The 21,479-nt window shown below is 63.0% G+C and carries 22 protein-coding genes, 2 tRNA genes and 1 pseudogene; 9 read left to right on the top strand and 16 right to left on the bottom strand.

Annotated elements, in window-relative coordinates:
- Nucleotides 1-101 precede the first annotated feature (101 nt).
- A complete protein-coding gene (locus BM198_RS07195) occupies nucleotides 102-1,925 on the top strand; it encodes a hypothetical protein (protein ID WP_074968864.1) in 1,824 nt (607 codons plus the stop codon).
- A 38-nt stretch (nucleotides 1,926-1,963) separates the two neighbouring features.
- Here BM198_RS07195 and BM198_RS07190 read toward each other — a convergent pair whose 3' ends face one another.
- The 5 genes and pseudogenes from BM198_RS07190 to BM198_RS07175 all read right to left on the bottom strand — a co-directional run bounded on the left by BM198_RS07190 (nucleotide 1,964) and on the right by BM198_RS07175 (nucleotide 6,044).
- Entirely contained in the window at nucleotides 1,964-3,424 is a 1,461-nt protein-coding gene (locus tag BM198_RS07190; protein WP_139233580.1) for an aldehyde dehydrogenase family protein, read from the bottom strand.
- Nucleotides 3,425-3,614: 190 nt separating this feature from the next.
- On the bottom strand, nucleotides 3,615-3,935 hold the full coding sequence (locus BM198_RS07185; protein WP_139233579.1) for a hypothetical protein: 321 nt from the start codon (nucleotides 3,933-3,935) through the stop codon (nucleotides 3,615-3,617).
- Between the two features lie 276 nt (nucleotides 3,936-4,211).
- The gene (locus BM198_RS30115; protein ID WP_167368453.1) at nucleotides 4,212-4,358 is read right to left on the bottom strand and encodes a hypothetical protein; all 147 of its coding nucleotides are present in this window, start codon (nucleotides 4,356-4,358) and stop codon (nucleotides 4,212-4,214) included.
- Between the two features lie 479 nt (nucleotides 4,359-4,837).
- A pseudogene (locus tag BM198_RS07180) lies at nucleotides 4,838-5,554 on the bottom strand (SDR family NAD(P)-dependent oxidoreductase).
- A gap of 4 nt (nucleotides 5,555-5,558) precedes the next feature.
- Entirely contained in the window at nucleotides 5,559-6,044 is a 486-nt protein-coding gene (locus tag BM198_RS07175; RefSeq protein WP_074968857.1) for a DUF2165 family protein, read from the bottom strand.
- 486 nt (nucleotides 6,045-6,530) lie between these two features.
- Between BM198_RS07175 and BM198_RS07170 the strand changes: the two genes are divergently transcribed.
- Complete coding sequence (locus BM198_RS07170; protein WP_074968855.1) at nucleotides 6,531-7,106, top strand: plasmid pRiA4b ORF-3 family protein; 576 nt, start codon at nucleotides 6,531-6,533, stop codon at nucleotides 7,104-7,106.
- A gap of 264 nt (nucleotides 7,107-7,370) precedes the next feature.
- Here BM198_RS07170 and BM198_RS07165 read toward each other — a convergent pair.
- From BM198_RS07165 to thrS, 9 genes are all read right to left on the bottom strand, one after another.
- A tRNA-Pro gene (locus BM198_RS07165) sits at nucleotides 7,371-7,447 on the bottom strand.
- A gap of 84 nt (nucleotides 7,448-7,531) precedes the next feature.
- Nucleotides 7,532-7,888 (bottom strand): MerR family transcriptional regulator, encoded by a 357-nt coding sequence (locus BM198_RS07160; protein ID WP_044401789.1) that lies wholly within the window; start codon nucleotides 7,886-7,888, stop codon nucleotides 7,532-7,534.
- Complete coding sequence (gene ihfA / locus BM198_RS07155) at nucleotides 7,869-8,171, bottom strand: integration host factor subunit alpha (protein WP_044401787.1); 303 nt, start codon at nucleotides 8,169-8,171, stop codon at nucleotides 7,869-7,871. Before ihfA ends, BM198_RS07160 begins: the two co-directional genes overlap by 20 nt.
- 3 nt (nucleotides 8,172-8,174) lie before the next feature.
- Complete coding sequence (gene pheT / locus BM198_RS07150) at nucleotides 8,175-10,553, bottom strand: phenylalanine--tRNA ligase subunit beta (protein ID WP_074968852.1); 2,379 nt, start codon at nucleotides 10,551-10,553, stop codon at nucleotides 8,175-8,177.
- A gap of 37 nt (nucleotides 10,554-10,590) precedes the next feature.
- Nucleotides 10,591-11,607 (bottom strand): phenylalanine--tRNA ligase subunit alpha, encoded by a 1,017-nt coding sequence (gene pheS / locus BM198_RS07145; RefSeq protein ID WP_044401781.1) that lies wholly within the window; start codon nucleotides 11,605-11,607, stop codon nucleotides 10,591-10,593.
- A 93-nt stretch (nucleotides 11,608-11,700) separates the two neighbouring features.
- Nucleotides 11,701-12,057 (bottom strand): 50S ribosomal protein L20, encoded by a 357-nt coding sequence (gene rplT / locus BM198_RS07140; RefSeq protein WP_044874620.1) that lies wholly within the window; start codon nucleotides 12,055-12,057, stop codon nucleotides 11,701-11,703.
- A 26-nt stretch (nucleotides 12,058-12,083) separates the two neighbouring features.
- Nucleotides 12,084-12,278: a 50S ribosomal protein L35 gene (gene rpmI / locus BM198_RS07135; RefSeq protein ID WP_044401775.1), complete on the bottom strand. Its 195-nt coding sequence runs from the start codon at nucleotides 12,276-12,278 to the stop codon at nucleotides 12,084-12,086.
- Nucleotides 12,279-12,339: 61 nt separating this feature from the next.
- On the bottom strand, nucleotides 12,340-12,891 hold the full coding sequence (infC, locus tag BM198_RS07130; RefSeq protein ID WP_170832300.1) for a translation initiation factor IF-3: 552 nt from the start codon (nucleotides 12,889-12,891) through the stop codon (nucleotides 12,340-12,342).
- Nucleotides 12,891-14,813 (bottom strand): threonine--tRNA ligase, encoded by a 1,923-nt coding sequence (thrS, locus tag BM198_RS07125; protein ID WP_074968850.1) that lies wholly within the window; start codon nucleotides 14,811-14,813, stop codon nucleotides 12,891-12,893. Before thrS ends, infC begins: the two co-directional genes overlap by 1 nt.
- Before the next feature lie 358 nt (nucleotides 14,814-15,171).
- Here thrS and BM198_RS30110 point away from each other — a divergent pair, with 358 nt between their 5' ends.
- Nucleotides 15,172-15,333, top strand: coding sequence for a hypothetical protein (locus tag BM198_RS30110; protein ID WP_167368452.1), 162 nt, complete (start codon nucleotides 15,172-15,174; stop codon nucleotides 15,331-15,333).
- Between the two features lie 76 nt (nucleotides 15,334-15,409).
- Here BM198_RS30110 and BM198_RS07120 read toward each other — a convergent pair.
- Nucleotides 15,410-15,486, bottom strand: a tRNA-Val gene (locus tag BM198_RS07120).
- 183 nt (nucleotides 15,487-15,669) lie between these two features.
- Here BM198_RS07120 and BM198_RS07115 point away from each other — a divergent pair.
- A complete protein-coding gene (locus tag BM198_RS07115) occupies nucleotides 15,670-16,953 on the top strand; it encodes an NAD(P)/FAD-dependent oxidoreductase (RefSeq protein ID WP_074968848.1) in 1,284 nt (427 codons plus the stop codon).
- Nucleotides 16,954-17,014: 61 nt separating this feature from the next.
- On the opposite strand, the gene BM198_RS07110 is transcribed toward BM198_RS07115, so the two are convergent.
- Nucleotides 17,015-17,698, bottom strand: coding sequence for a PA2778 family cysteine peptidase (locus BM198_RS07110; protein WP_244165676.1), 684 nt, complete (start codon nucleotides 17,696-17,698; stop codon nucleotides 17,015-17,017).
- Nucleotides 17,699-17,970: 272 nt separating this feature from the next.
- Between BM198_RS07110 and BM198_RS07105 the strand changes: the two genes are divergently transcribed.
- The 5 genes from BM198_RS07105 (at nucleotide 17,971) to BM198_RS07085 (ending at nucleotide 21,381) form a co-directional block, all read left to right on the top strand.
- Nucleotides 17,971-18,240: a hypothetical protein gene (locus tag BM198_RS07105; RefSeq protein ID WP_044401762.1), complete on the top strand. Its 270-nt coding sequence runs from the start codon at nucleotides 17,971-17,973 to the stop codon at nucleotides 18,238-18,240.
- A 182-nt stretch (nucleotides 18,241-18,422) separates the two neighbouring features.
- Nucleotides 18,423-19,421, top strand: a complete 999-nt coding sequence (locus BM198_RS07100) for a GlxA family transcriptional regulator (protein ID WP_074968846.1) — start codon at nucleotides 18,423-18,425, stop codon at nucleotides 19,419-19,421.
- A 14-nt stretch (nucleotides 19,422-19,435) separates the two neighbouring features.
- Nucleotides 19,436-19,684 carry a DUF1272 domain-containing protein gene (locus BM198_RS07095; protein WP_074968844.1) on the top strand — a complete coding sequence of 83 codons (249 nt, stop codon included), beginning with the start codon at nucleotides 19,436-19,438 and terminating at the stop codon, nucleotides 19,682-19,684.
- A 12-nt stretch (nucleotides 19,685-19,696) separates the two neighbouring features.
- A complete protein-coding gene (locus BM198_RS07090; RefSeq protein WP_074968842.1) occupies nucleotides 19,697-20,206 on the top strand; it encodes an HPP family protein in 510 nt (169 codons plus the stop codon).
- A gap of 8 nt (nucleotides 20,207-20,214) precedes the next feature.
- Entirely contained in the window at nucleotides 20,215-21,381 is a 1,167-nt protein-coding gene (locus BM198_RS07085) for an MFS transporter (RefSeq protein ID WP_074968840.1), read from the top strand.
- Nucleotides 21,382-21,479: the final 98 nt, after the last annotated feature.

The raw sequence follows: 21,479 nt of genomic DNA, 5'->3' as shown, positions 1-21,479 counted from the left end.
AAAGCCATCGAGCACGATGCCCCTCAGGGCGCCCCGATTCTTGCAATGCCCGCGAAACACGCTAGTGATATTGGTTCAACATCACTCGTGAAGGAGCACGCATGAAAACGCCCGCCCTGTCAGCCCTGGTCGTCCTCACGATTTGTCTCGCGCCCACTCCCGCCCTGGCGGACGATCCGGCGCCTGGGCTGGTATGGCGCGTGGAAAATCCATTTCCCCTGGTCAAGAACCCCAAGCACGTGGAGTACCTGACCCGTGGGCTGGATGCCATGGAGCGCCAGCAGGATTTCGCCCTCTACAGCGAAGCCGTACTCAGCGCGTACCAACACACCCAATGGGACAGCACGCAGCAACGTTATGCCCGCGATTACATCCATCAACCGCGCACCGCGGTGATGGTCCGGCTGGACAGCCTCACCGACGCCACATGCACATGGAAAGGCCTAACCGTCACGCCAGCCGGTCCGTGCCAACACGAGCAACGCGTCGAAATCGATACCGCTCGCCCGGACAACCTCCAGGTCTTCGTCGAGCAGGGCGAGGAGGTCAGCCGTTTCACCTACAGCGTCCAACCTAAAGAGCGCCTGATCATCGGCCTGGGCGACTCCTTCTCTTCCGGCGAAGGCAATCCGGACCGGCCGTTCCGCTGGCGGCCGGAACAGCTGAGCACAAAGGCCGCCAGGGGGCTGCGCCGCGATTGGGCCTTCAAGGCCATCGATATTCAGGACGACGACAAGGCCGATTGGCAGGACGTGAGTTGCCACCGCTCTCTCTATTCCTGGCAATTTCTCTACGCCCTCAAGCAGTCCACCCGCGCCCCTCATACTCTCGTCAAGTTCGCATCCTTCGCTTGCTCCGGTGCTGAAATCTACGACGGCCTGCTGGTCCGCCAGGAGCTCTCCCAGGTGGATGGCAAGCGCACCTACAAGGCACCCGACTCCCAGCTCAATGAGGCGGTGGGCCTGCTGTGCAGCGAGCCGCCACAACGCGAGGTCGAGGGCACACATGAGCAGCGGCGCACCGGCATCCAGCATGAGGTCACGGTCAGCCGGTGCCCTTCCGGCAAGCTCAAAGCGCCCGACGAAGTGCTGCTGACGATTGGCGGCAACGATGTGGCCTTCTCCGGCCTGATCGCCTGGACCGCGTTTCCAGAGCGCGGGTACAACTCGGTCACCACACTGTTCGGCGTCAGCCAGGTCAACCGCGCGCTCACACCCAAAAGCAAGATGGCCTGCCCCCGACACAACAGTCTGAACGACACACGCTGCGGCGATATCTTCAGCGCCGAAAAGGCCTTCGCGGATGACTGGCTCGGGCAGAACATCCGCCTCAGCCATCGACTGATCAACCAGTACCTGCAGCCCGCACGCCTGCTGCAGTTGAACTACCCCTCACCGACCCGTGACGAATCCGGGGCGGTGTGCGATGTCGGCGCTTCGACTACCGCTTCCAGGGCCCTGAAGAACGAACTGTTCCGCGTGCTGGACGAAGAGTTACCGATCCCGGTCGCCCAGTGGTACGGCCGCTATACCATTGGCCCGCTCGCCGTGAAAGTGAAAGAGGTCGAACGCCATACCGTGGACCCACTGCAGCGAACCATCCTCGCCAGCGCCGGAGGACAGGTGCAGACCCTCGACATAGCCGCCCCCTTCCGCACCCATGGGTTTTGCGCACGTAGCGGACGGTACGACCTGGAGCTGCCCACCACCTACAAACAGACACCGGCCGGCTACTGGTGGCCGTACAAGCCCTGGCAGACCGAGCCCTGGGCCAGTACCGCACACTGGTTCCGCACCCCCAACGACGCCCTGCTGACCCAGTACGCCGACTCGCGCTTCGGTCGGGAGGCCTGGCAATACGGCATGTTTCACCCCAATCACCTCGGGCACTTCTCCATGTACTGGAGCCTCATGCAGCTGCGATGAGTACGCCCCTATTCGGGCATACGCGCACCCCGACCAGCCTAGGGCTGGCGCCACCTCCAGGGCTGCGCCCCCACGAAACGGGTCACTTGCTTGGGCGCCAGGTAGTTCTGCAGGCCCCAGGGGCCGCGCTGGCGGCCATTGCCGCTGAGCCGGTTGCCGCCCCAGGGCGCCTGGATGAAGCCGGCATGGGCGCAGTTGAGCCAGACCACCCCGGCCCGCAGCCGCTGGCTCATCCAGTCCGCGCGGGCGGGGTCACCCGTGACGACCGCTGCCGCCAGCCCGTAGATGGTGTCGTTGGCCAGGGCCAGCGCCTCTTCCTCATTGCGGAAGCGCTTCACGCTCAGCACCGGGCCCAGGCACTCGTGCCGCCACAGCGGGCTGGCCACGTCGGGCTCGGCGAACACCGCCGGCTGGATGAAATAGCCTCGCCCCAGGAGCGAGGGACGCAGGCCACCGCAAAGCAGGCGAGCATCCTGCTGGCCCTGGGCAATGAGGCTGATCATCCGGTGCAGATGACGAAGCCCGGCCAAGGGCCCGAGCCGCACGCCCGGCTCCATTCCCGGCCCCACACGCAGGGCCTGGGTGCGGGCCACCAGGCATTCCAGCAGCGGCTCGAACAGCGCCTCCTGCACCAGCAGCCGCGACAGTGCGCTGCTGGTCTGCCCCTGGTTCCAGAACGCGCCATACAGCGCCCACTCCACGGCCGTCTCGATGTCAGCGTCGTCGAACACGATGAGCGAGGACTTGCCGCCCAGCTCCAGGCTCACCGGCTTGATGTCCGGCGCGGCGCTGGCCATCACCTGGGTGCCGTTGGCCAGGCTGCCGGCGAAGGTCACCTTGTCCACCTCCGGGTGCTGCACCAGCGCGGGCCCCAGCTCCGCGCCATAGCCCAGCAGCACGTTGAGCACGCCGGAAGGCAGCCCGGCCATATCGGCCGAACGTGCCAGCTCCAGGGTGGAGAGCGGCGTCAGCGAGGATGGCTTGATGACGCAGGTGGCCCCTGCCGCCAGTGCCGGCGCAACGCACCAGGCCGCTGTCAGCAACGGGAAGGTGAAGGGTGTGAACAGCGCCGCGACGCCTACCGGCTCGTGCATCACGCGGCACTCGAAACGTGGGTCGTCGATCTCCAGCGCCAAGCCCTGGCGCTCATCCAGCGCCCGCGCCAGGCCCGCGTAATAGCGGAAGCAGGCGGCGGCATCGGCCACGTCCTGCAGAGCATCCGGGTAGGGCTTGCCGTGGTCCTGCACCTCCAACAGGGCCAGGGCCTCGGCACGGACGGCCAGGTCGTCGGCGATGCCGTCCAGCAATGCACCACGCTCGCGCCCGCTGGTGAAGCGCCAGTGGCTATCGAAGGCCCGCCGCGCGGCGCATACGGCCTGGTCCACCTCTCGCAGGCCGGCCATCACCAGCGTCTGGATGGGGGCCTCCGTGGCCGGGTCCACGCTGGTGAAACGGCGACAGGCGGCCGGAGCCAGCCAGCGGCCATCAATGTAGAGCATTCCCGTACCCATGGTTCTCCTCGTCAATGCAGCCCATCCAGGGCGGCACACAAACCGCTGCATATATGCCACGCCAGACCTGCACCTCTGGCGACGCTACCCCGCCGGCCCTCTCGTCACCGTGCCAAGTGGCGAGGCGCAACCCATCAAGGCCGTGCCATTGCCACCTTGGCCACGCGACGCCAGCCCATCACCCCGAGCGCCAGGCTGGCCACCACCTCGCGCGACCCAGTCGGGTGCCGATCAGCCCCAGCGCCACGACCGAGAGCACTGCCTGCAGCGACAGCACCCAACGTGGCCCTACCCAGTCCAGCAGCAGTGCCATGACGATGCTGCCCAGGACCCCGCCCATGGGAATCATCGACGCCACGTGAGCCGACTCGCTCGGTCCGTAGCCGCTGGAGCGCAGGATGGTGGGAAGCCAGTTGGTCAACAGATAGAACACGAACAAGCCACAGAAGAAGGTCAGCCACAGCATCAATGTGCGCAGCGCCTGGCCCTCCTCGAACAAGATGGAGACCGGCGAGCGCGGCTGCTCGGGCAGATCTCCTATCAGGCGAGCCGGGCACGGCAAGGGCCACACTAACAACGCACGCGCACGCAGCGGTACGACTCGGACAGTAGCCAGCTTCGGGCACCGCTGTAGGCCTTGCCTCGGCAGACCGCAATGCGTTTCGCGCCAAGGCCACCAAAGGCGCACAGCAAGGCGCCGCCCCGTGCAAAGTGGGAATGGAGAGGACAATCGGAGCTGCAGAACCCGGTGCTGCCATGGCGCGGTAGGCACTGCCTAGGTGTCGGGGCCGCAGGGCCGGATACCGGGAGTCGCCACCTCCTCCATCAGCCCATTGAGGAACAGCCCCAGCAGTTGCACCTGGCTGGTGACTCTCAGCTTCTCGTGCTCGTGCAGGAACTCCACCTGCTGATCCGACGGCACCACTTCCATAAGCTACGCAGCCCAGCGCGCAGCTGCGGCTCGTCAGCGGGGCGGGTGAGATCGATCACTTCCGCTAACAAGGGAAAGGACGGAACGACTGCCTTCGTGCTTGAAATGCTGAGGCTCCGCGCCGGCAAGAGCCTCATGTGGAAAGCACCCTCAACGAAGGCGATGCAGTCATCGTGGATTGCAGCATGAAGGTTTTTGCTGGAGACGGTGTCTACCTCATCGCCTAGGCCAACCACACCGTCATGCGTCGTCTGCTTTTGGCAGGGAGTGAGTAACTGGAGCGCATCGCAGACAACACCAGGCACACGCCGAGGGCCATGGCACTCGGGGACGTGATGGTGCACACCAAGACCCTGGTGAACATGCGGCTGTAAGCGCTCTGAGCAAGACAACCTGGCCGGTAGAGTGGGCTTCAGCCCACCGATAGCCATCAAACATCCGCCCGTGCCCCTCCAGTACCAGTACTCAGCTCAAAAACGTCCGTCCTCGATTGCCGGCAAGATCAGTTCCCGCACGAAGGAAGCCGCTGACAGCCGCAGCAGCGCGTTGACCATGGTGACGACATCGTGCACAGGCACTAGTTGCCCCTCCCCTCGCGCGGCTGCCTCTTCCATTGGCACAGCCAGTGGGTCGTCAGTGTTCAGGTACCCCAACTGCAGCACCGTCACTGCCAGCCGCTGGTCGCGAAAGCCCTCGCGCAACGCATCGGCCATCCCGTTCAACGCGAACTTGGAGGCACCGAACGCTACCTCGGGTCACCCGCTGCGGTGCAGGGCGGAGGTGGAGCCGGTGAGGATCAGCTGTGGCCTGGCAGAGTCGAGCAGCCTTGGCATCAGGCGCTTGAGCAACAACAGCGTGGCGGTGATGTTCACCTCCACCAACCCGGCGAGCGTCTCATCGCTATCGCTCAGGAAGTCGTACCCCTCGCTGAAGGCCTGCGGCTCCCAGATGCCGACGTTGCAGATGAGCACATCGAGCTCCGCCGGTGCCTGGGCCTCGATATGCGCCACGGCTACCTTCGGCTCGGTCAGGTCGGCCTCGATCCACTGGATGTCGACGCCTGCGGCGACCGCCAGCCGATCCGGCCGACTGCGCGATACGCCCACGATCTGGTCCCCCGGCTTGCCCAGCCCCTCCACCAACGCACGACCCAGGCCCCTGCTAGCGCCTATCACCATCATCTTCATAAGGTCAGCTCCAGCGCAGATTGAGCACGAGGAAGTTCAGCAATACCCAGATCACCAGCATCAGGTGCGTCAATTGCAGGCCCTCCTGGCGTATCCAGTAGGCGAACCAGAGCCCGCCCAGCAGCATGGCGAAGAGCGACGCCAAGGTCATGCTCAGCGCCAGGTTCAACCAGGGTCGAGCGGCCTCCAGGCCACCGCCGAGCAATAGGAGATAGCACCCCAACCACACGGCAAGAACGGCTACCAGTTGCAGCACCACAATCACCGCCAGCGCCAGGCGATGCAGCGTCGGCGAAACCAGTGCCCGGCTGAGCAAGGGGATGTCGACCACGGGCGGCTGGCGCAAGGGCGCCATCGACAGCGTCGCCCCTACCGCCTTCACCGAGCTGGCGAAACCGTGCAGGTTGTTGATCAGGGCAATGCTCAACCACAGCGCAAACCCAAGGAAGCACGTAGTTTGGAAGATCATCAATGAAGTCTGGGTGTCCATTCCGGGTCCTTGTAGATTGCAAAAGACGCTTGCCGCACTCTGGGTGGCAGGCAAGAACAGGCAGGACGATAAAACCTCAAGCTAAGTTGAGGTCAATAGCAGGCAAGCAGGGAAAGTAAATCCGCCGGAGGTCCGACGAGCTATAAGGAACATGGGGTGGGCTTCAGCCCACCAGCAGCCATCAAACAGCCGCCTATGCTCCTCAAGCACAAGTACCCAGCTCAAAGCGAACACCCCAGGTTGCCAACAGGACCCGTTCCCACACGAAGGACACCGCCGACAGCCGTAGCAACGCGTCGCCCCATCGCCCGGTATCAATCCCCCTCGCCTCGCATCCGAATGTGCAGGCCTTGCTTCCCAGAAAACCTTGCTTAAGCCCGTTACCTGGTCGACAGTCCTTCGTCTGCAATCAAGAGCGGCTCACTGATGAGCCTCGGACCAAGTAAGGACTGCTTCTGCTCAAAGCCAGGGCAACAGGAAGAATGAATGGCAACGACTCCATCGATATATGTGCTGCATGTTCAGTTGGCTCCCCTGGTGGTACTGGCACCCGTCTGGCGGCGGCTGGCGGTAACGGGGGATTGCTCGCTACGACGGCTACACCACTTCATCCAGGCAGCATTCGGCTGGGAGAGCCGCCATCTGCATGAGTTCACCAATGGCATCGACCACTACCTGCCACCTGACCCCGACATAGGACTGCCGGAAGCGGGAACAGCGGACGATCGCCGAGTGAAAGTACGGCGCGCGCTTAAACCAGGGGACCGGATGCAGTACATCTACGACTTCGGGGATGAATGGCTGCATGTGATCGCAGTGGAATCTGTCCGGCCGTGCGAGGTTACGGGGGCCTGGTGCGAGCTGCTGGACGGAGCCGGCGCATGTCCGCCGGAGGACGTAGGCGGGCCACACGGGTACATGGCGTTCTTGCAGAGCATCCACTCTCCCACCAGCCCTGCTGGTCGGGAGGCACTGGAGTGGGCGGGTGGCACGTTCGATCCGGAGCTGTTCGATCTCCGGGCTGCGAAGGCGGCAGTGCAGCGGGTTTGCAATAATCAGTGAGGGGGACATTCGATCAAGCCAATGCGACTGGGCTTAACTATCGGCGGCCATCTAGATCCAACCACTGCGAAGACGCAGGTGTCGTCGTGGCCGACCGTATTAGCCGGTCCCTGCACTCGACCTACCACGCATAGACTTACTTGTCTTTGGCAGCAGGCCTCACTAGCGCAAAGAGTTCTGCAGCGAAGCTCTCTTGGAAAAGGGAAAACAGACCAAACAAACGAAAAAGGCCCAAGTCTTTCGACTTGGGCCTTTCTCTAAATATGGTCGGGACGGAGTGATTCGAACACTCGACCCCTTGCACCCCATGCAAGTGCGCTACCAGGCTGCGCTACGCCCCGACATTTGTTGCTAGCTCCGTCACCGGAACGACGCGAACTATACTTTAAGCTTTTGAATTGTGGAAGGTTTTTTTTGGATTTTTTTCACTTACGCAGTACGACGAGGACGTCTTCAAGCTCGGCAATCATCTGCCGTATCAGCTGCTTGTACTGAGTGGTGTCATCCTTGGCCTCGTCACCGGAGAGACGCTGACGCGCCCCGCCGATGGTAAAGCCCTGATCGTACAGCAGGGCCCGGATCTGCCGAATCATCAGCACATCCTGGCGCTGGTAGTAGCGGCGGTTACCCCGCCGCTTGACTGGGTTGAGCTGGGGAAATTCCTGCTCCCAGTAACGCAGCACGTGGGGCTTGACTGCGCAGAGCTCGCTGACCTCGCCAATGGTGAAATAACGCTTGCCAGGGATAGGTGGCAGTTCGTCGTTATGACTTGGTTCCAGCATAAGCTTCAACTCTGGCTTTCAGTTTTTGGCCCGGACGGAATGTCACGACACGGCGTGCCGTGATCGGGATTTCCTCGCCTGTCTTCGGGTTGCGTCCGGGGCGCTGGCGTTTATCGCGCAGGTCGAAGTTGCCGAAACCGGACAATTTCACCTGTTCGTTCTGCTCCAGCGCCTGACGGATTTCCTCGAAAAACAGTTCGACCAGTTCCTTGGCTTCCCGTTTGTTCAGGCCAAGCTCTTCATACAGACGTTCAGCCATCTCAGCTTTCGTCAGAGCCCCCATACGCTACTTCCTTAACGTGGCGTTGAACCTACCTTCCAGCGAGGTGACGATGTTCTGGGTTGTGGTGTTCACCTCATCGTCGTTAAGAGTGCGCGATGGATGTTGCCAGGTCAAGCCGACGGCCAGGCTTTTTCTAAGCGGATCAATACCTTTACCGTGATAGACGTCAAATAGCCTGAGGTCCGTCAACCACTCCCCGGCGGCTTCGCGAATCGTGTCGAGGACGGCTTCAGCGGCGACCTCACGATCAACCAGGACGGCCAGATCACGACGCACTTCGGGGAAGCGCGACAGCTCGCTGAACCTGGGCAGGCGTCCATTCATGACCTCAGCCAGCACGAGTTCGAAGAGGTAGACGGGCTGGTCAAGATCGAGGCTCTTGGCCAGTTCGGGGTGAATGGCGCCGAGGTAGCCAACCAGCTTGCCATCTCGTTCGATGCGAGCGGTTTGCCCCGGATGCAGCGCCGGATGCTCGCCGGGAACGAAGCTGAATGCGTCCAACGCACCAGCTGCACCCAACAGCGCCTCGACGTCGGCCTTGACGTCATAGAAATCCACGCCTTCGCGGCCATGGGCCCAGGCCTCCGGCAGGCGCTTGCCACAGACGACACCGGCGATCATCGCTTCCTGCTTCAGGCCTTCGAGTTGGCCGACGAAGCGAAGGCCACTTTCAAACAGGCGAACACGGCTCTGCTGACGGTTGAGGTTATGCTGCAGCGCCTTGACCAAACCCGGCCACAGCGAGGAACGCATGGCAGCCATGTCGTTCGAGATGGGGTTGGCCAGCATGAGCGGCTTGGCGCCAGGATTGAACAGCTCGAACAACTTGGGATCGATGAAGCTGTAGGTGATCGCTTCCTGATAGCCCCGGGCAACCAGCAGGCGACGCAAAGCCGGCAGCTCGACTGCAGATTCGGCACGAGCGCGAGGCGCAAGGCGCGCTTGCGGGTAGCGAACCGGCAGGCGGTTGTAGCCATAGAGACGACCGAGCTCTTCGATCAGATCCACTTCCAGGCTGATGTCGAAGCGGTGACTGGGCACTGCAACCTTCCACTGACCCGGCGCAATAGAGGTGACGCCCAGACCCAGCGCGGTAAGCAAGCGCTCGACCTCGGCGGCGTCCATTTCCATGCCCAGCATCTGGGCGATGCGCTCGGCACGCAGGATGACAGGTGCAACGCTCGGGAGATCCGCCTCACTTACAGCCTCGATGATCGGGCCAGCTTCACCCCCCACGATCTCCAGCAGCAGCGCAGTGGCGCGCTCCATGGCCTGGCGAGCAAGCTGCCAGTCCACGCCACGCTCGAAACGATGCGAAGAGTCGGTGTGCAGGCCATAGGAGCGGGCCTTGCCAGCAACGGCGATGGTGTCAAAGAACGCAGCTTCAAGGAACAGGTCGCGGGTCTTGTCGCTGACGCCACTGTGCTCGCCCCCCATTACCCCTGCGATAGCCAGGGCACGGCTGTGGTCGGCGATGACGAGGGTGTCACCACGCAGGCTGACCTCCTGGCCATCGAGCAGGACGAGCTTCTCCCCCTCCTCCGCCATGCGCACGCGGATGCCGCCATTGATTTCGGCAAGGTCAAACGCGTGCATCGGTTGGCCGAGCTCAAGCATCACGTAGTTGGTGATATCGACAGCTGCATCAATGCTGCGCACATCCGCCCGGCGAAGGCGTTCGACCATCCACAACGGGGTGGGCTTGGAGAGGTCGACATTACGCACCACCCGACCGAGATAGCGCGGGCAAGCCTTCGGTGCCAGCACGTCCACCGGGCGAACTTCGTCGTGAGTCGGTGCGACCGGGCTGATCGCTACAGGGGTGACGGGTGCCGCATACAGGGCACCCACTTCACGGGCCAGGCCAGACATGTTGAGGCAATCACCACGGTTAGGCGTGAGGCCCAGCTCGATGACGACGTCATCCAGGCCGAGGTAGGCCCGGATGTCCTGTCCGACTGGCGCATCGGCAGCCAGTTCCATCAGGCCGGCGTTCTCGTCGCTGATCTGCAGCTCACTGGCAGAGCAGAGCATGCCGAAGGACTCGACGCCGCGAAGCTTGGCTTTCTTGATCTTGAAGTCGCCGGGCAGCTCGGCACCGATCATGGCGAAGGGGATCTTCAGGCCGGGGCGCACGTTGGACGCGCCGCACACCACCTGGAAGGTCTCGCTGCCATTGCTGACCTGGCATACACGCAGCTTGTCGGCATCAGGGTGCTGCTCGGTGCTGAGCACCTCGCCCACCACAACGCCACTGAACGCGCCGGCGACAGGCGTGACGCTGTCCACTTCCAGGCCGGCCATCGACAGACGAGCCACCAGCTCGTCGCGGGATACCTGCGGGCTTACCGAGCTCCGCAGCCACTGTTCACTGAATTTCATCCTGCTCTCCTGAGGAATTCGTTGCGTGGACTACGACCTAGCGGAATTGCGCGAGGAAGCGCAGGTCGTTGTCGAAGAACAGGCGCAAATCGTTGACGCCATAACGCAGCATGGCCAAACGCTCGACGCCCATGCCGAAGGCAAAGCCCTGGTACTTTTCGGGATCGATGCCGGACATGCGCAGCACGTTGGGGTGGACCATGCCGCACCCCATCACCTCCAGCCAGCCGGTCTGCTTGCAGACGCGGCAGCCCTTGCCGGAACACATGACGCACTGCATGTCGACTTCGGCGGACGGTTCGGTGAAGGGGAAGAACGAGGGGCGGAAACGCACGCCCAGGTCCTTCTCGAAGAAGACGCGGAGGAACTCCTCGATGGTGCCTTTCAGGTCGGCGAAGCTGATGCCTTCGTCGACCAGCAGGCCTTCGACCTGGTGGAACATCGGCGAGTGCGTGATATCCGAGTCACAGCGATAAACACGGCCGGGGCAGACGATGCGGATCGGCGGCTGCTGGGACTCCATGGTGCGCACCTGGACCGGGGAGGTATGGGTGCGCAGCAACATGTTGGCGTTGAAATAGAAGGTATCGTGCATCGCACGGGCCGGGTGGTGGCCGGGGATGTTGAGCGCTTCGAAGTTGTGATAATCGTCTTCGACCTCCGGGCCTTCGGCGATGCCGTAGCCGATGCGGGTGAAGAACTGCTCGACGCGCTCGAGAGTACGGGTAACCGGATGCAGGCCGCCAGATACCTGGCCGCGCCCCGGAAGGGTGACATCGATCCGCTCGGCCGCGAGCTTGGCTGCCAATGCAGCTTGCTCAAGCGAGTCCTTACGGGCGTTGAGGGCGTCCTGGACGCGCTCTTTGGCGGCATTGATCAGCGCACCGACCTTGGGCCGCTCGTCTGCAGGCAGGTCACCCAGGGTCTTCATCACCTGGGTCAGCTCGCCTTTCTTGCCGAGGTACTGAACGCGAATCTGTTCGAGAGCATTCACGTCTTCGGTTTGTTGCACGGCCTCAAGCGCTTGAGAGACCAGCGCATCCAGATTTTCCATTTACTGACTCCAGATACGAAATAGGGGAAGAGCCAAGGCCCTTCCCCTATTGGTGACGTTCAGCACCGGGATGGCCCGGTGATTGTCGGGGACTTAAGCCAGAACGGCCTTAGCTTTCTCGACAATCGCAGCAAACGCCGCTTTTTCGTTCACTGCCAGATCGGCCAGAACCTTGCGGTCGATCTCGATGGCCGCTTTTTTCAGGCCAGCGATCAGGCGGCTGTAGGACAGACCGTTCTGACGAGCACCAGCGTTGATACGAGCGATCCACAGAGCGCGGAACTGACGCTTGCGCTGACGGCGGTCACGGTAGGCGTATTGGCCTGCCTTGATTACCGCTTGCTTGGCAACGCGGAACACGCGAGAGCGAGCACCGTAGTAGCCTTTGGCGAGTTTCAGAATTTTTTTGTGACGAGCACGAGCGATAACGCCACGCTTAACACGAGCCATGAGTGTATTCCTCTAGTCTTGACCGATTAACGAACGCGCAGCATGCGCTCGACTTTTGCTTTGTCCGACGGATGCATCAGTTCGCTACCGCGAAGTTGACGCTTACGCTTGGTGGACATCTTGGTCAGGATGTGGCTCTTGAAAGCGTGCTTGTGCTTGTAGCCGGAAGCGGTCTTGAGGAAACGCTTGGCTGCACCGCTCTTGGTTTTCATCTTTGGCATGTTCGGATACTCCGCATTGAGTGATTACGCATAACCGCAAGGCCTGCCAGTGCCCTGGTGGTTACTTTTTCTTTTTGGGAGCGATGACCATCATCAGCTGGCGTCCTTCCAGCTTGGGATGCTGTTCGACGGTTCCGATTTCAGCGAGGTCGGTTTCGACCCGCTTCAGCAGTTCCATACCCAGCTCCTGGTGAGCCATCTCACGGCCGCGGAATCGAAGCGATACCTTGGCCTTGTCCCCATCATTAAGGAAACGTACCAGGTTGCGTAGTTTTACCTGGTAATCCCCTTCTTCCGTCCCTGGACGAAACTTGATCTCTTTGATCTGTTGCTGGTGCTGATTCTTCTTGGCTGCAGCGGCCTGCTTCTTCTTCTCGAAGAGGTGCTTGCCGTAGTCCATGATCCGGCAGACAGGCGGTACCGCGTCTGCCGAGATCTCTACGAGGTCCAGCTTTGCTTCATCAGCAGCGCGAAGCGCTTCATCGATCGAGACGACGCCAATTTGCTGGCCGTCTGCACCAATAAGTCGCACCTCTCGAGCCGTGATGTTCTCGTTGATCGGGGCCTTGGGTGCAGCTCGTTTATCTTGTCTCATTTCACGCTTAATAGTGATTACTCCGATTCTTGGCGACCACGCCGGGAAACCGTCTGCGCGAGCGTGGTGACGAATTGCTCGAGGGGCATGGAGCCCAGATCGACGCCTTCACGGGTGCGCACAGCAACGGATCGTGTCTCAACTTCCCTGTCTCCGATAACCAGGAGATAGGGAACCTTGAGCAAAGTATGCTCGCGGATTTTAAAGCCGATTTTTTCGTTTCTCAAGTCGGACTTGGCACGGAACCCGCTTTGGTTGAGAGTCTTTTCGACCTCAAGGGCAAAATCCGCCTGTTTGTCGGTGATATTCATGATCACCGCCTGGGTCGGCGCCAGCCACGCCGGGAACGACCCTGCATAGTGCTCGATGAGCATGCCGATGAAGCGCTCGAAGGAACCGAGGATCGCGCGGTGAAGCATGACCGGGCGCTTGCGGTTGTTATCTTCGGCGATGTAGCTGGCATCGAGCCGATCAGGCAGGTTCGGATCGTACTGCAGGGTACCGCACTGCCAGTTACGACCCAGGCAGTCCTTGAGGGTGAATTCGATCTTCGGACCGTAGAAAGCCCCCTCACCCGGCTGGTATTCCCAGGCCAGGCCCGACTCGTTCAGCGCGTCAGCCAGAGCCCCTTCAGCCCGATCCCACAACTCCTCGGACCCCACGCGCTTGGCCGGGCGGGTCGAGAGCTTCATGGAAATGTCACTGAAGCCGAAGTCGGAATAGACCTGCAAGGTGAGCTTGATGAAGTCCGCAGCCTCCTTCTTCACCTGCTCTTCGGTGCAGAAGATGTGGGCGTCGTCCTGGGTAAAGCCGCGCACGCGCATGATGCCGTGCAGCGCGCCCGACGGCTCATTGCGGTGGCAGGCACCAAATTCAGCCAGGCGCAGCGGGAGATCGCGGTAGGACTTCAACCCCTGGTTGAAGATCTGCACGTGGCACGGGCAGTTCATCGGCTTCACGGCATAGTCGCGACTCTCGGACGCGGTGGTGAACATGTTCTCGGCGTAGTTGGACCAGTGGCCGGAGCGCTCCCACAGGATGCGATCGACCACCTGGGGCGTCCGCACCTCGACATAGCCATGCTCACGCTGAACCTGACGCATGTACTGCTCGAGCACCTGATAGACGGTCCAGCCATTGGGGTGCCAGAACACCATGCCCGGCGCTTCTTCCTGGAGGTGGAAGAGGTCCAGCTGCTTGCCGATACGGCGGTGATCCCGCTTCTCGGCCTCTTCGATGCGCTGGACATAAGCAGCCAGCTGCTTCTTGTCCGCCCAGGCAGTGCCATAGACGCGCTGCAGCTGCTCGTTCTTGGAGTCGCCGCGCCAGTAGGCACCCGAAATTTTGGTGAGCTTGAAGGCCTTGAGGAAACGCGTGTTCGGCACATGCGGACCACGGCACATGTCCACGTACTCCTCATGGAAGTACAGGCCCATGGCCTTCTCGTCCGGCATGTCATCGACCAGGCGCAGCTTGTACTCCTCGCCTCGCGCCTTGAAGGTCTTGATCACCTCCGCACGCGGCGTCACCTTCTTGATGACGTCGTAATCCTTGTCGATCAGCTCGGCCATGCGCTTCTCGATGGCCGCCATGTCGTCCGGCGTAAAGGGACGCTCGAACGCGATGTCGTAATAGAAGCCCTCGTCAATCACCGGCCCAATGACCATCTTGGCACTGGGATAGAGCTGCTTGACCGCATGCCCGACCAGGTGGGCACAGGAGTGACGGATGATCTCCAGCCCCTCCTCGTCCTTCGGCGTGATGATTTGCAGGGTGGCGTCGGCTTCGATCAGGTCACAAGCATCGACCAACTTGCCGTTAACCCGACCCGCCAGCGTGGCCTTGGCCAGACCAGCACCGATGGACTGAGCCACCTCGAGCACGGAAACGGGTTTATCGAACGAACGCTGACTGCCGTCGGGAAGAGTAATGATGGGCATGGCGCCTCCTCTCCTAGTGGTGACCTCTACCAAAGGCCACATGGGTTGGGATGAGCCAGTAAATGATCCGGCGGTATACCTGCCACACGATGGCAGAGCCCTTTCAGGCCAACCTGACCGAACCAGGGTCACTGGAGGTATTTCGGGAAACGCGGATGCTTTCAGAAAGACAACGCAGTGACAAGCAGGAATTAGGCCTTACAGAGCATTTAGCCAGCAGCACCTCACCACCCCACCGCACATCCGTAACTCACGCCGAAACGAGACACGGATCACACAAACCCAGCACCGCAACCTGACAGATCGCTCGCGCACCTATGCTCAAGCGGGTAACCCGCCACCCTCGGGAGGGCGCGCAATGAAAGAACAACGGAGATACCTCGCACTGCGTGCGCACATTGATGAACTGATCCAGAGCGGCGGCCGAATTCTCAGCCGAGAGCCACTCACTCTCAGGGCAAACGGCAATTTGTACACGATTGCCCATGGCATGCTGATCGGCCATATCGCAGCCGCCTGAAGCGTGACCACGAAGCCAAAAACAAAAAGGGCGATCCTTTTGGATCGCCCTTTCTGCTAAGCCTTTCGGCTTGATTTGGTAGGCACAATTGGACTCGAACCAACGACCCCCACCATGTCAAGGTGGTGCTCTAACCAACTGAGCTATGTGCCTTCGATGGGTGCGCATTCTACGGGGTTAAATTTTGGTGTCAACAACTTTTTTCGCTAACTGACTGAAAAAGTGGAGCTTTTACTGTTCAGCCCCTCGTCAATTATCTTGCACGGAGGCTAGCCGGCTATTTTCAACTCGGGTAGCATCTCGCCATCCGTAAAAAATAAAAAACAGAGATTCAAGATGACGCACACTCCCTACCCTCAATCCTATTACGCCGCCTCCGCCAACCCGGTTCCGGCCCGCCCGGAACTGGAAGGCGAGACGCAGACCGACGTCTGCATCATCGGCGCGGGCTACACCGGCCTTTCCACCGCCCTCTTCCTGCTGGAGAACGGCTTCAAGGTCACCGTCGTGGAAGCGGCCAAGGTCGGCTTCGGCGCATCGGGGCGCAACGGCGGCCAGATCGTCAACAGCTACAGCCGTGACATAGATGTCATCGAACGCACCGTCGGCCCCAAGCAGGCCCAACTGCTCGGCCAGATGGCGTTTGAAGGCGGACGTATTATTCGCGAGCGCATTGCCAAGTACGACATCAAGTGCGACCTGAAGGACGGCGGCGTATTCGCAGCCTTTACTGCCAAACAGATGGGCCACCTGGAATCCCAGAAGAAGCTCTGGGAGCGCTACGGCCACACCCAGCTGGAACTGCTGGACGGCAAGCGCATCCGCGAAGTGGTGGCGAGCGAGAACTACATTGGCGGCATGCTCGACATGAGCGGCGGCCACATCCACCCGCTGAACCTGGCCCTCGGCGAGGCGGCGGCAGTGGAGTCCCTGGGCGGCGTGATCCACGAGCAAAGCCCGGCCATCCGCGTCGAGCGTGGCGATAACCCGGTGGTCTACACCCCCAAAGGGTCGGTAAAGGCCAAGTTCGTCGTCGTCGCCGGCAACGCCTACCTGGGCAACCTGCTGCCGGAACTGATGGCCAAGTCGATGCCGTGCGGCACCCAGGTGATCACCACCGAGCCGCTGTCGGACGAGATGGCCCGCAGCCTGCTGCCGCAGGACTACTGCGTGGAAGACTGCAACTACCTGCTGGACTACTTCCGCCTGTCTGGCGACAATCGTCTGATCTACGGCGGTGGCGTGGTCTACGGTGCACGTGATCCGTCGAACATCGAGGCCATCATCCGCCCGAAGATGCTCAAGACCTTCCCGCAGCTGAAGAACGTGAAGATCGACTTCGCCTGGACCGGCAACTTCCTGCTGACCCTGTCCCGCCTGCCCCAGGTGGGTCGCCTTGGCGACAACATCTACTACTCCCAAGGCTGCAGCGGCCACGGCGTCACCTACACCCACCTCGCCGGCAAGGTGCTGGCCGAGGCACTGCGTGGCCAGGCCGAGCGTTTCGACGCCTTCGCCAGCCTGCCGCACTACCCGTTCCCGGGCGGCCACCTGTTCCAGGTACCGTTCAGCGCCCTCGGCGCCTGGTACTACAGCCTGCGCGACAAGCTGGGCTTCTGATGCTCCATCCTTGAATGAAAACGGCGCCACAGGGCGCCGTTTTCATTTGGGCGATGCACATTCAGCGCACCTGCTTCCTCGCCATGTCCGCCGCATCCACCTGACCCGCAGCCGCCAATGCATCCGCCGCCGCCCGCCAGCGAGCCACATCAGCCGCCACTGGCAGCACGTTGGGCGCCTGAAGCAGCACGGCCCACTGCCCAGCGGCGGCCCAGTCTGCCGCAAACTCGGCAAACCCGACCTGGGCCCGACGATCACCGGCCAACCGCAACAGCACCACCTCACGCTCCCGGTCGAATCCGACCAACACCGCATAACGCCACGACGGCAGCCAGCCATAGCCCTGGCGCAGATGCACCAGTACCGGGTTGCCGGCCGCCACCTGGACCAGCAGGTCCTCCAGATGCTTATCGAGCGGGTACACCAACAGACCATGCTGGTGGGCGACCACAGGAATCCGCTGGGCAAGTGACGCCTCGGCCTCAGGCAGTTGCAACGCCTTCTCCACCATCCCCGGCGTCACCGTTTCTCCCTGGAAGCCAAACAGCGCAGCCAGGGAAGCCGGCGCACTCTGATAAGTCTGCTGGGCGAAGAACGGCACGCTGCTCAGCTCCACCACCATCGGCAGAGCCCGCACGCGCGGATCATCGGCGGGATCGTGCCCCGCGCAGGCCACCAGCAGGAATGGAACGAGGCAGGCCATCACGACCTGGCGGGAACAGGCAACAAATCGGGAACGGCGCAAGGAAACCACCTTGTTAGCAACCGGGAAGAGGCCCGCATGATAGCGCTCGCCCCCAACCGGAACCCCATGTTTTATGGGACCTCGCCCCACCGGCAGATGACAGAAATGCGACCTGTGCACACTCCACCATTCATCCTGGCGACAAATTGTTTCCAAAGCGCGACTCGCTGTGACTTATAGCGGGGAATCAGCCATCCATATCCACGACACCGCCCAGCCACATTGGCGGCGGCCAAGTCAACCCTTGGGCACAATATGGAGAGAATCCCCCAATGAACGCTCCGCTCCGCGTCAACGAAGCCTTGATCATCGCCGGCCGCGCCTTCCAACCCTACCAGTGCGTCGCCTGGGCTCCCCAGGATGGCAGCGGTGAACTCAGCATCAGCGTGATCGACCGCACCAGCACCCGCCTGCTGGGCCGCTCGAAACTCACCACCAGCACCTACACCGACCCGGCCCAACTGGCCAGCGTCCTCAAGCAGTCCCGCGAGGAGCTGTCGCGCCAGGGCTACCGCCTCGACCCGTGGAAGATGCCGGAATAATCCTCTTCCGCGCTGTGCCCACTGCGCCGGCGAGCCGTCCACACGGCTCGCCGCTGGCCTGATCACCTCCACCTACTCCCCTCTTTCCCAAGCAGCGGATTGGCAAGATCCGTGGGCTTGTTGTCGTTGTCGCCAAGACCTCCGACCTCCACACTGATGGCGTCCCCCTTGAAGCGAACGCCATGGACACCCCACTGACCATCGCCTGCCTGGCTTTCCCCGATGTGATGAGCCTCGACGTGACCGGCCCTCTGCAGGTCTTCGCGTCCGCCAATGTCGAGCGAGAGCGCCAGGGCCTGCCCGCGCCCTACCGCATCCTCCTGCTCGGCCTGGAGGCTGGGCCGGTGCGCACCTCAGCCGGCTTTGCCCTGCTGGCGGAGCAGGCCTGCAGCAACTGCCCGGCGGAAACCCTCGACACCCTGCTCATCCCGGGCGGTTTCGGCGTTGAGCCGCTACGCAGCCATGCGCCCCTCCTTGGCTGGCTGCGTGATGCCGAACCCAAGGTCCGCCGCCTCGGCTCGATCTGCTCCGGCGCCCTCATTCTTGCGGCCGCCGGCCTGCTGGACGGCCGGACCGCCACCACCCACTGGTCCGACGTCGACACACTGCGCTGCCACGAAGCCGTGGACGTGCAGGGCGACCGCCTGCACACCTACGATGCCTGCGGCCGCGACGGCGATCCCCATGTCTTCACCTCGGCCGGGGTCACCGCCGGCATCGACCTGGCCCTCGCCCTGGTAGAGGCCGACCTCGGCCGCTCCATCGCACTGGCAGTCGCCCGGCGCCTGGTGCTCTTCCTGCGGCGCCCCGGCGGCCAGGCGCAGTTCAGCCCGCTGCTGGCGCCAGACCCGCACCGCACATCACGCCTCGCCGCCTTGCTGGAGTGGATCCCCCTCCACCTCGGCGAAGACCTCAGCCTCGACACCCTCGCCAGCCAGGCGAACCTGTCGCCGCGCACCCTCTCCCGGCTCTTCAGCCAGGAGCTGGGCATGGGGCCCGGCCAGTACGTCGAGCGGGTACGCCTGGAGGCCGCGCGCAACCTGTTGCAGGACGCCCAGGCCTCCATCTCGACCGTCTCCCGCCTCACCGGCTTCGGTCACCCCGAGAACCTGCGCCGCACCTTCCACAAGCACCTGTCCATCAGCCCCCAGGAATACGCCGAGCGCTTCGGCCGCCCCTGACCCGGAGAACCTCGATGCTCGAACTGCGCCCCAACTGCGAATGCTGCGACAAGGACCTACCGCCAGCCGCCACCGACGCCATGATCTGCTCCTTCGAATGCACCTTCTGCCGTGACTGCGCCGAAGGCCACCTGGACGGTCGCTGCCCCAACTGCGCCGGCACGCTGGTGAGCCGCCCCATACGGCCCGACGCGAAGCTGGCGGCCAACCCACCGTCTACCCAACGCATCCACCACCCCAATGGCTGCCTGAAGCGCGCCTAAGCTGGAGTCACCATGCTCGAATTCGCCAAGAAGCTCCGGGGCGACGCCGCCGCCCTGCCCCCTCGTCCCGCTTCGCGCCAGGTGATCCTCGCCTGGTTCGGCGGCGTGCTGGCCATTGCCGGCATCGCCGGCCTGGGCGACGCACTCACCCTCAGCCTGCTGCTGGGCTCCTTCGGTGCCTCCTGCGTACTGGTCTTCGGCTTCCCCGACGTCCCCTTCTCACAGCCACGCAACGTGGTGCTCGGCCACGTCCTCAGCAGCCTGGTAGGCCTGATATTCCTGGCCCTCTGCGGGCCCCACTGGTGGGCCATTGCCCTTGCCGTCGGCAGCGCCATCGCCCTGATGATGGTGACCCGCACCGTGCACCCACCGGCCGGCTCCAACCCGGTGATCATCTTTCTGCTGCAGCCCGGCTGGGACTTCCTGCTCTACCCCACCCTCAGCGGTGCACTGCTCCTGGTCTTCGTCGCCCTGCTCTACAACAACGCGAGCCGCGAGGCCCGCCACCCCAAGTACTGGTAGGCCATCGCATGCCTCTTCTGCTGAGCAACCCCGGAATCCGCCTGCTGTTCGCCTGCCAAGCGCTGTACTGGAGCTGCTCGCTGATCGGCATCACCCTCACCGCGCTGATCGGCCTCCAACTGGCGCCGGCCAACGCCCTCGCCACCCTGCCGCTGGCACTGCTGGTGCTGGGCAACCTGCTCGCCGTGCAGCCGCTGTCGGTGTTCATGCAACGCCACGGCCGCCGCCCGGGGCTGATGCTCGGAGCGGCCGGGGGCATCCTCGGCGGCCTGACCAGCGCCCTGGGCGTCTGGCTCGGCGACTTCAGCCTGCTGTGCCTGGGCGCCTTGCCCATCGGGGCCTACCAGGCCTCGGCGATGTACTACCGCTTCGCCGCCCAGGAAGCGGTCCCGCCGGAGCAGAAGGGCCGTGCCACCGCCTACGTGATCGGCGGCGGCATCTGCGCCGCCCTGCTGGCACCCAGCCTGGCGCTGTGGTCGCGCAACGCCCTGCCGACACCCTTCGTCGGCGCCTACCTCGCCATCGCGGCACTGGCCGCGCTCGCCCTGCTGCTGCTTCATCGCCTGCGTGAAGGCGATGCACCCCCAGCCCCACGAACCGGCTGGGCCTCGACACGCGCACTGCTGGCCCGCCCCCTCGTGCGAGCAGCCATCGCCACCACCGCCATCGGGCACGGCTTGATGATCCTGGTGATGAACGCCACGCCCCTGGCCATGAGCCTGTGCGGGCTGTCGATCGAAGAAGGCTCGGAAGTGATCCGCTGGCACGTCCTGGGCATGTTCCTCCCGGCGTTCGCCGCCGGCCCGCTGGTGGACCGCTTCGGCAGCCGCCAGGTGGCACGGCTCGGCATCCTGCTGCTGGCCATCAGTGCGGCCACCGCCCTCACGGGCCTGGCGCGCAGCCATTTCCTGGTCAGCTCGATGTGCCTCGGCCTGGGGTGGAACCTCATGCTGGTCGCCGGCACCACCCTGCTTGCGGAAGGCCACGACAGCGCCGAGCGGGGCCAGGCCCAGGCCCTGATGGAGCTGAGCAACAGCCTGGTGGCAGCCTGCGCGTCCTTCGCCTCCGGTGCCCTCATCACTAGCCTGGGCTGGGCCGCCGTGAACCTCGGCATGCTGCCGCTGCTGGTCATCGCCTTGCTGGCAGCCAGCGTTCGCCCACACAAGGCGCACTGAGCACAGCCGCCTTGCTCGCTGGCCGCTTTGCCAACGGCTAGAGTTGCCCGCTACCGCCCCCAACTACAAGGCCCAGCACGATGTCGAAGCCGATACCC

The sequence above is a fragment of the Metapseudomonas otitidis genome (assembly GCF_900111835.1).
Taxonomy (GTDB): Bacteria; Pseudomonadota; Gammaproteobacteria; order Pseudomonadales; family Pseudomonadaceae; genus Metapseudomonas; species Metapseudomonas otitidis.
Note: the sequence above shows the minus strand (reverse complement) of the source record. Positions and strands in the feature narration are given on the sequence as shown.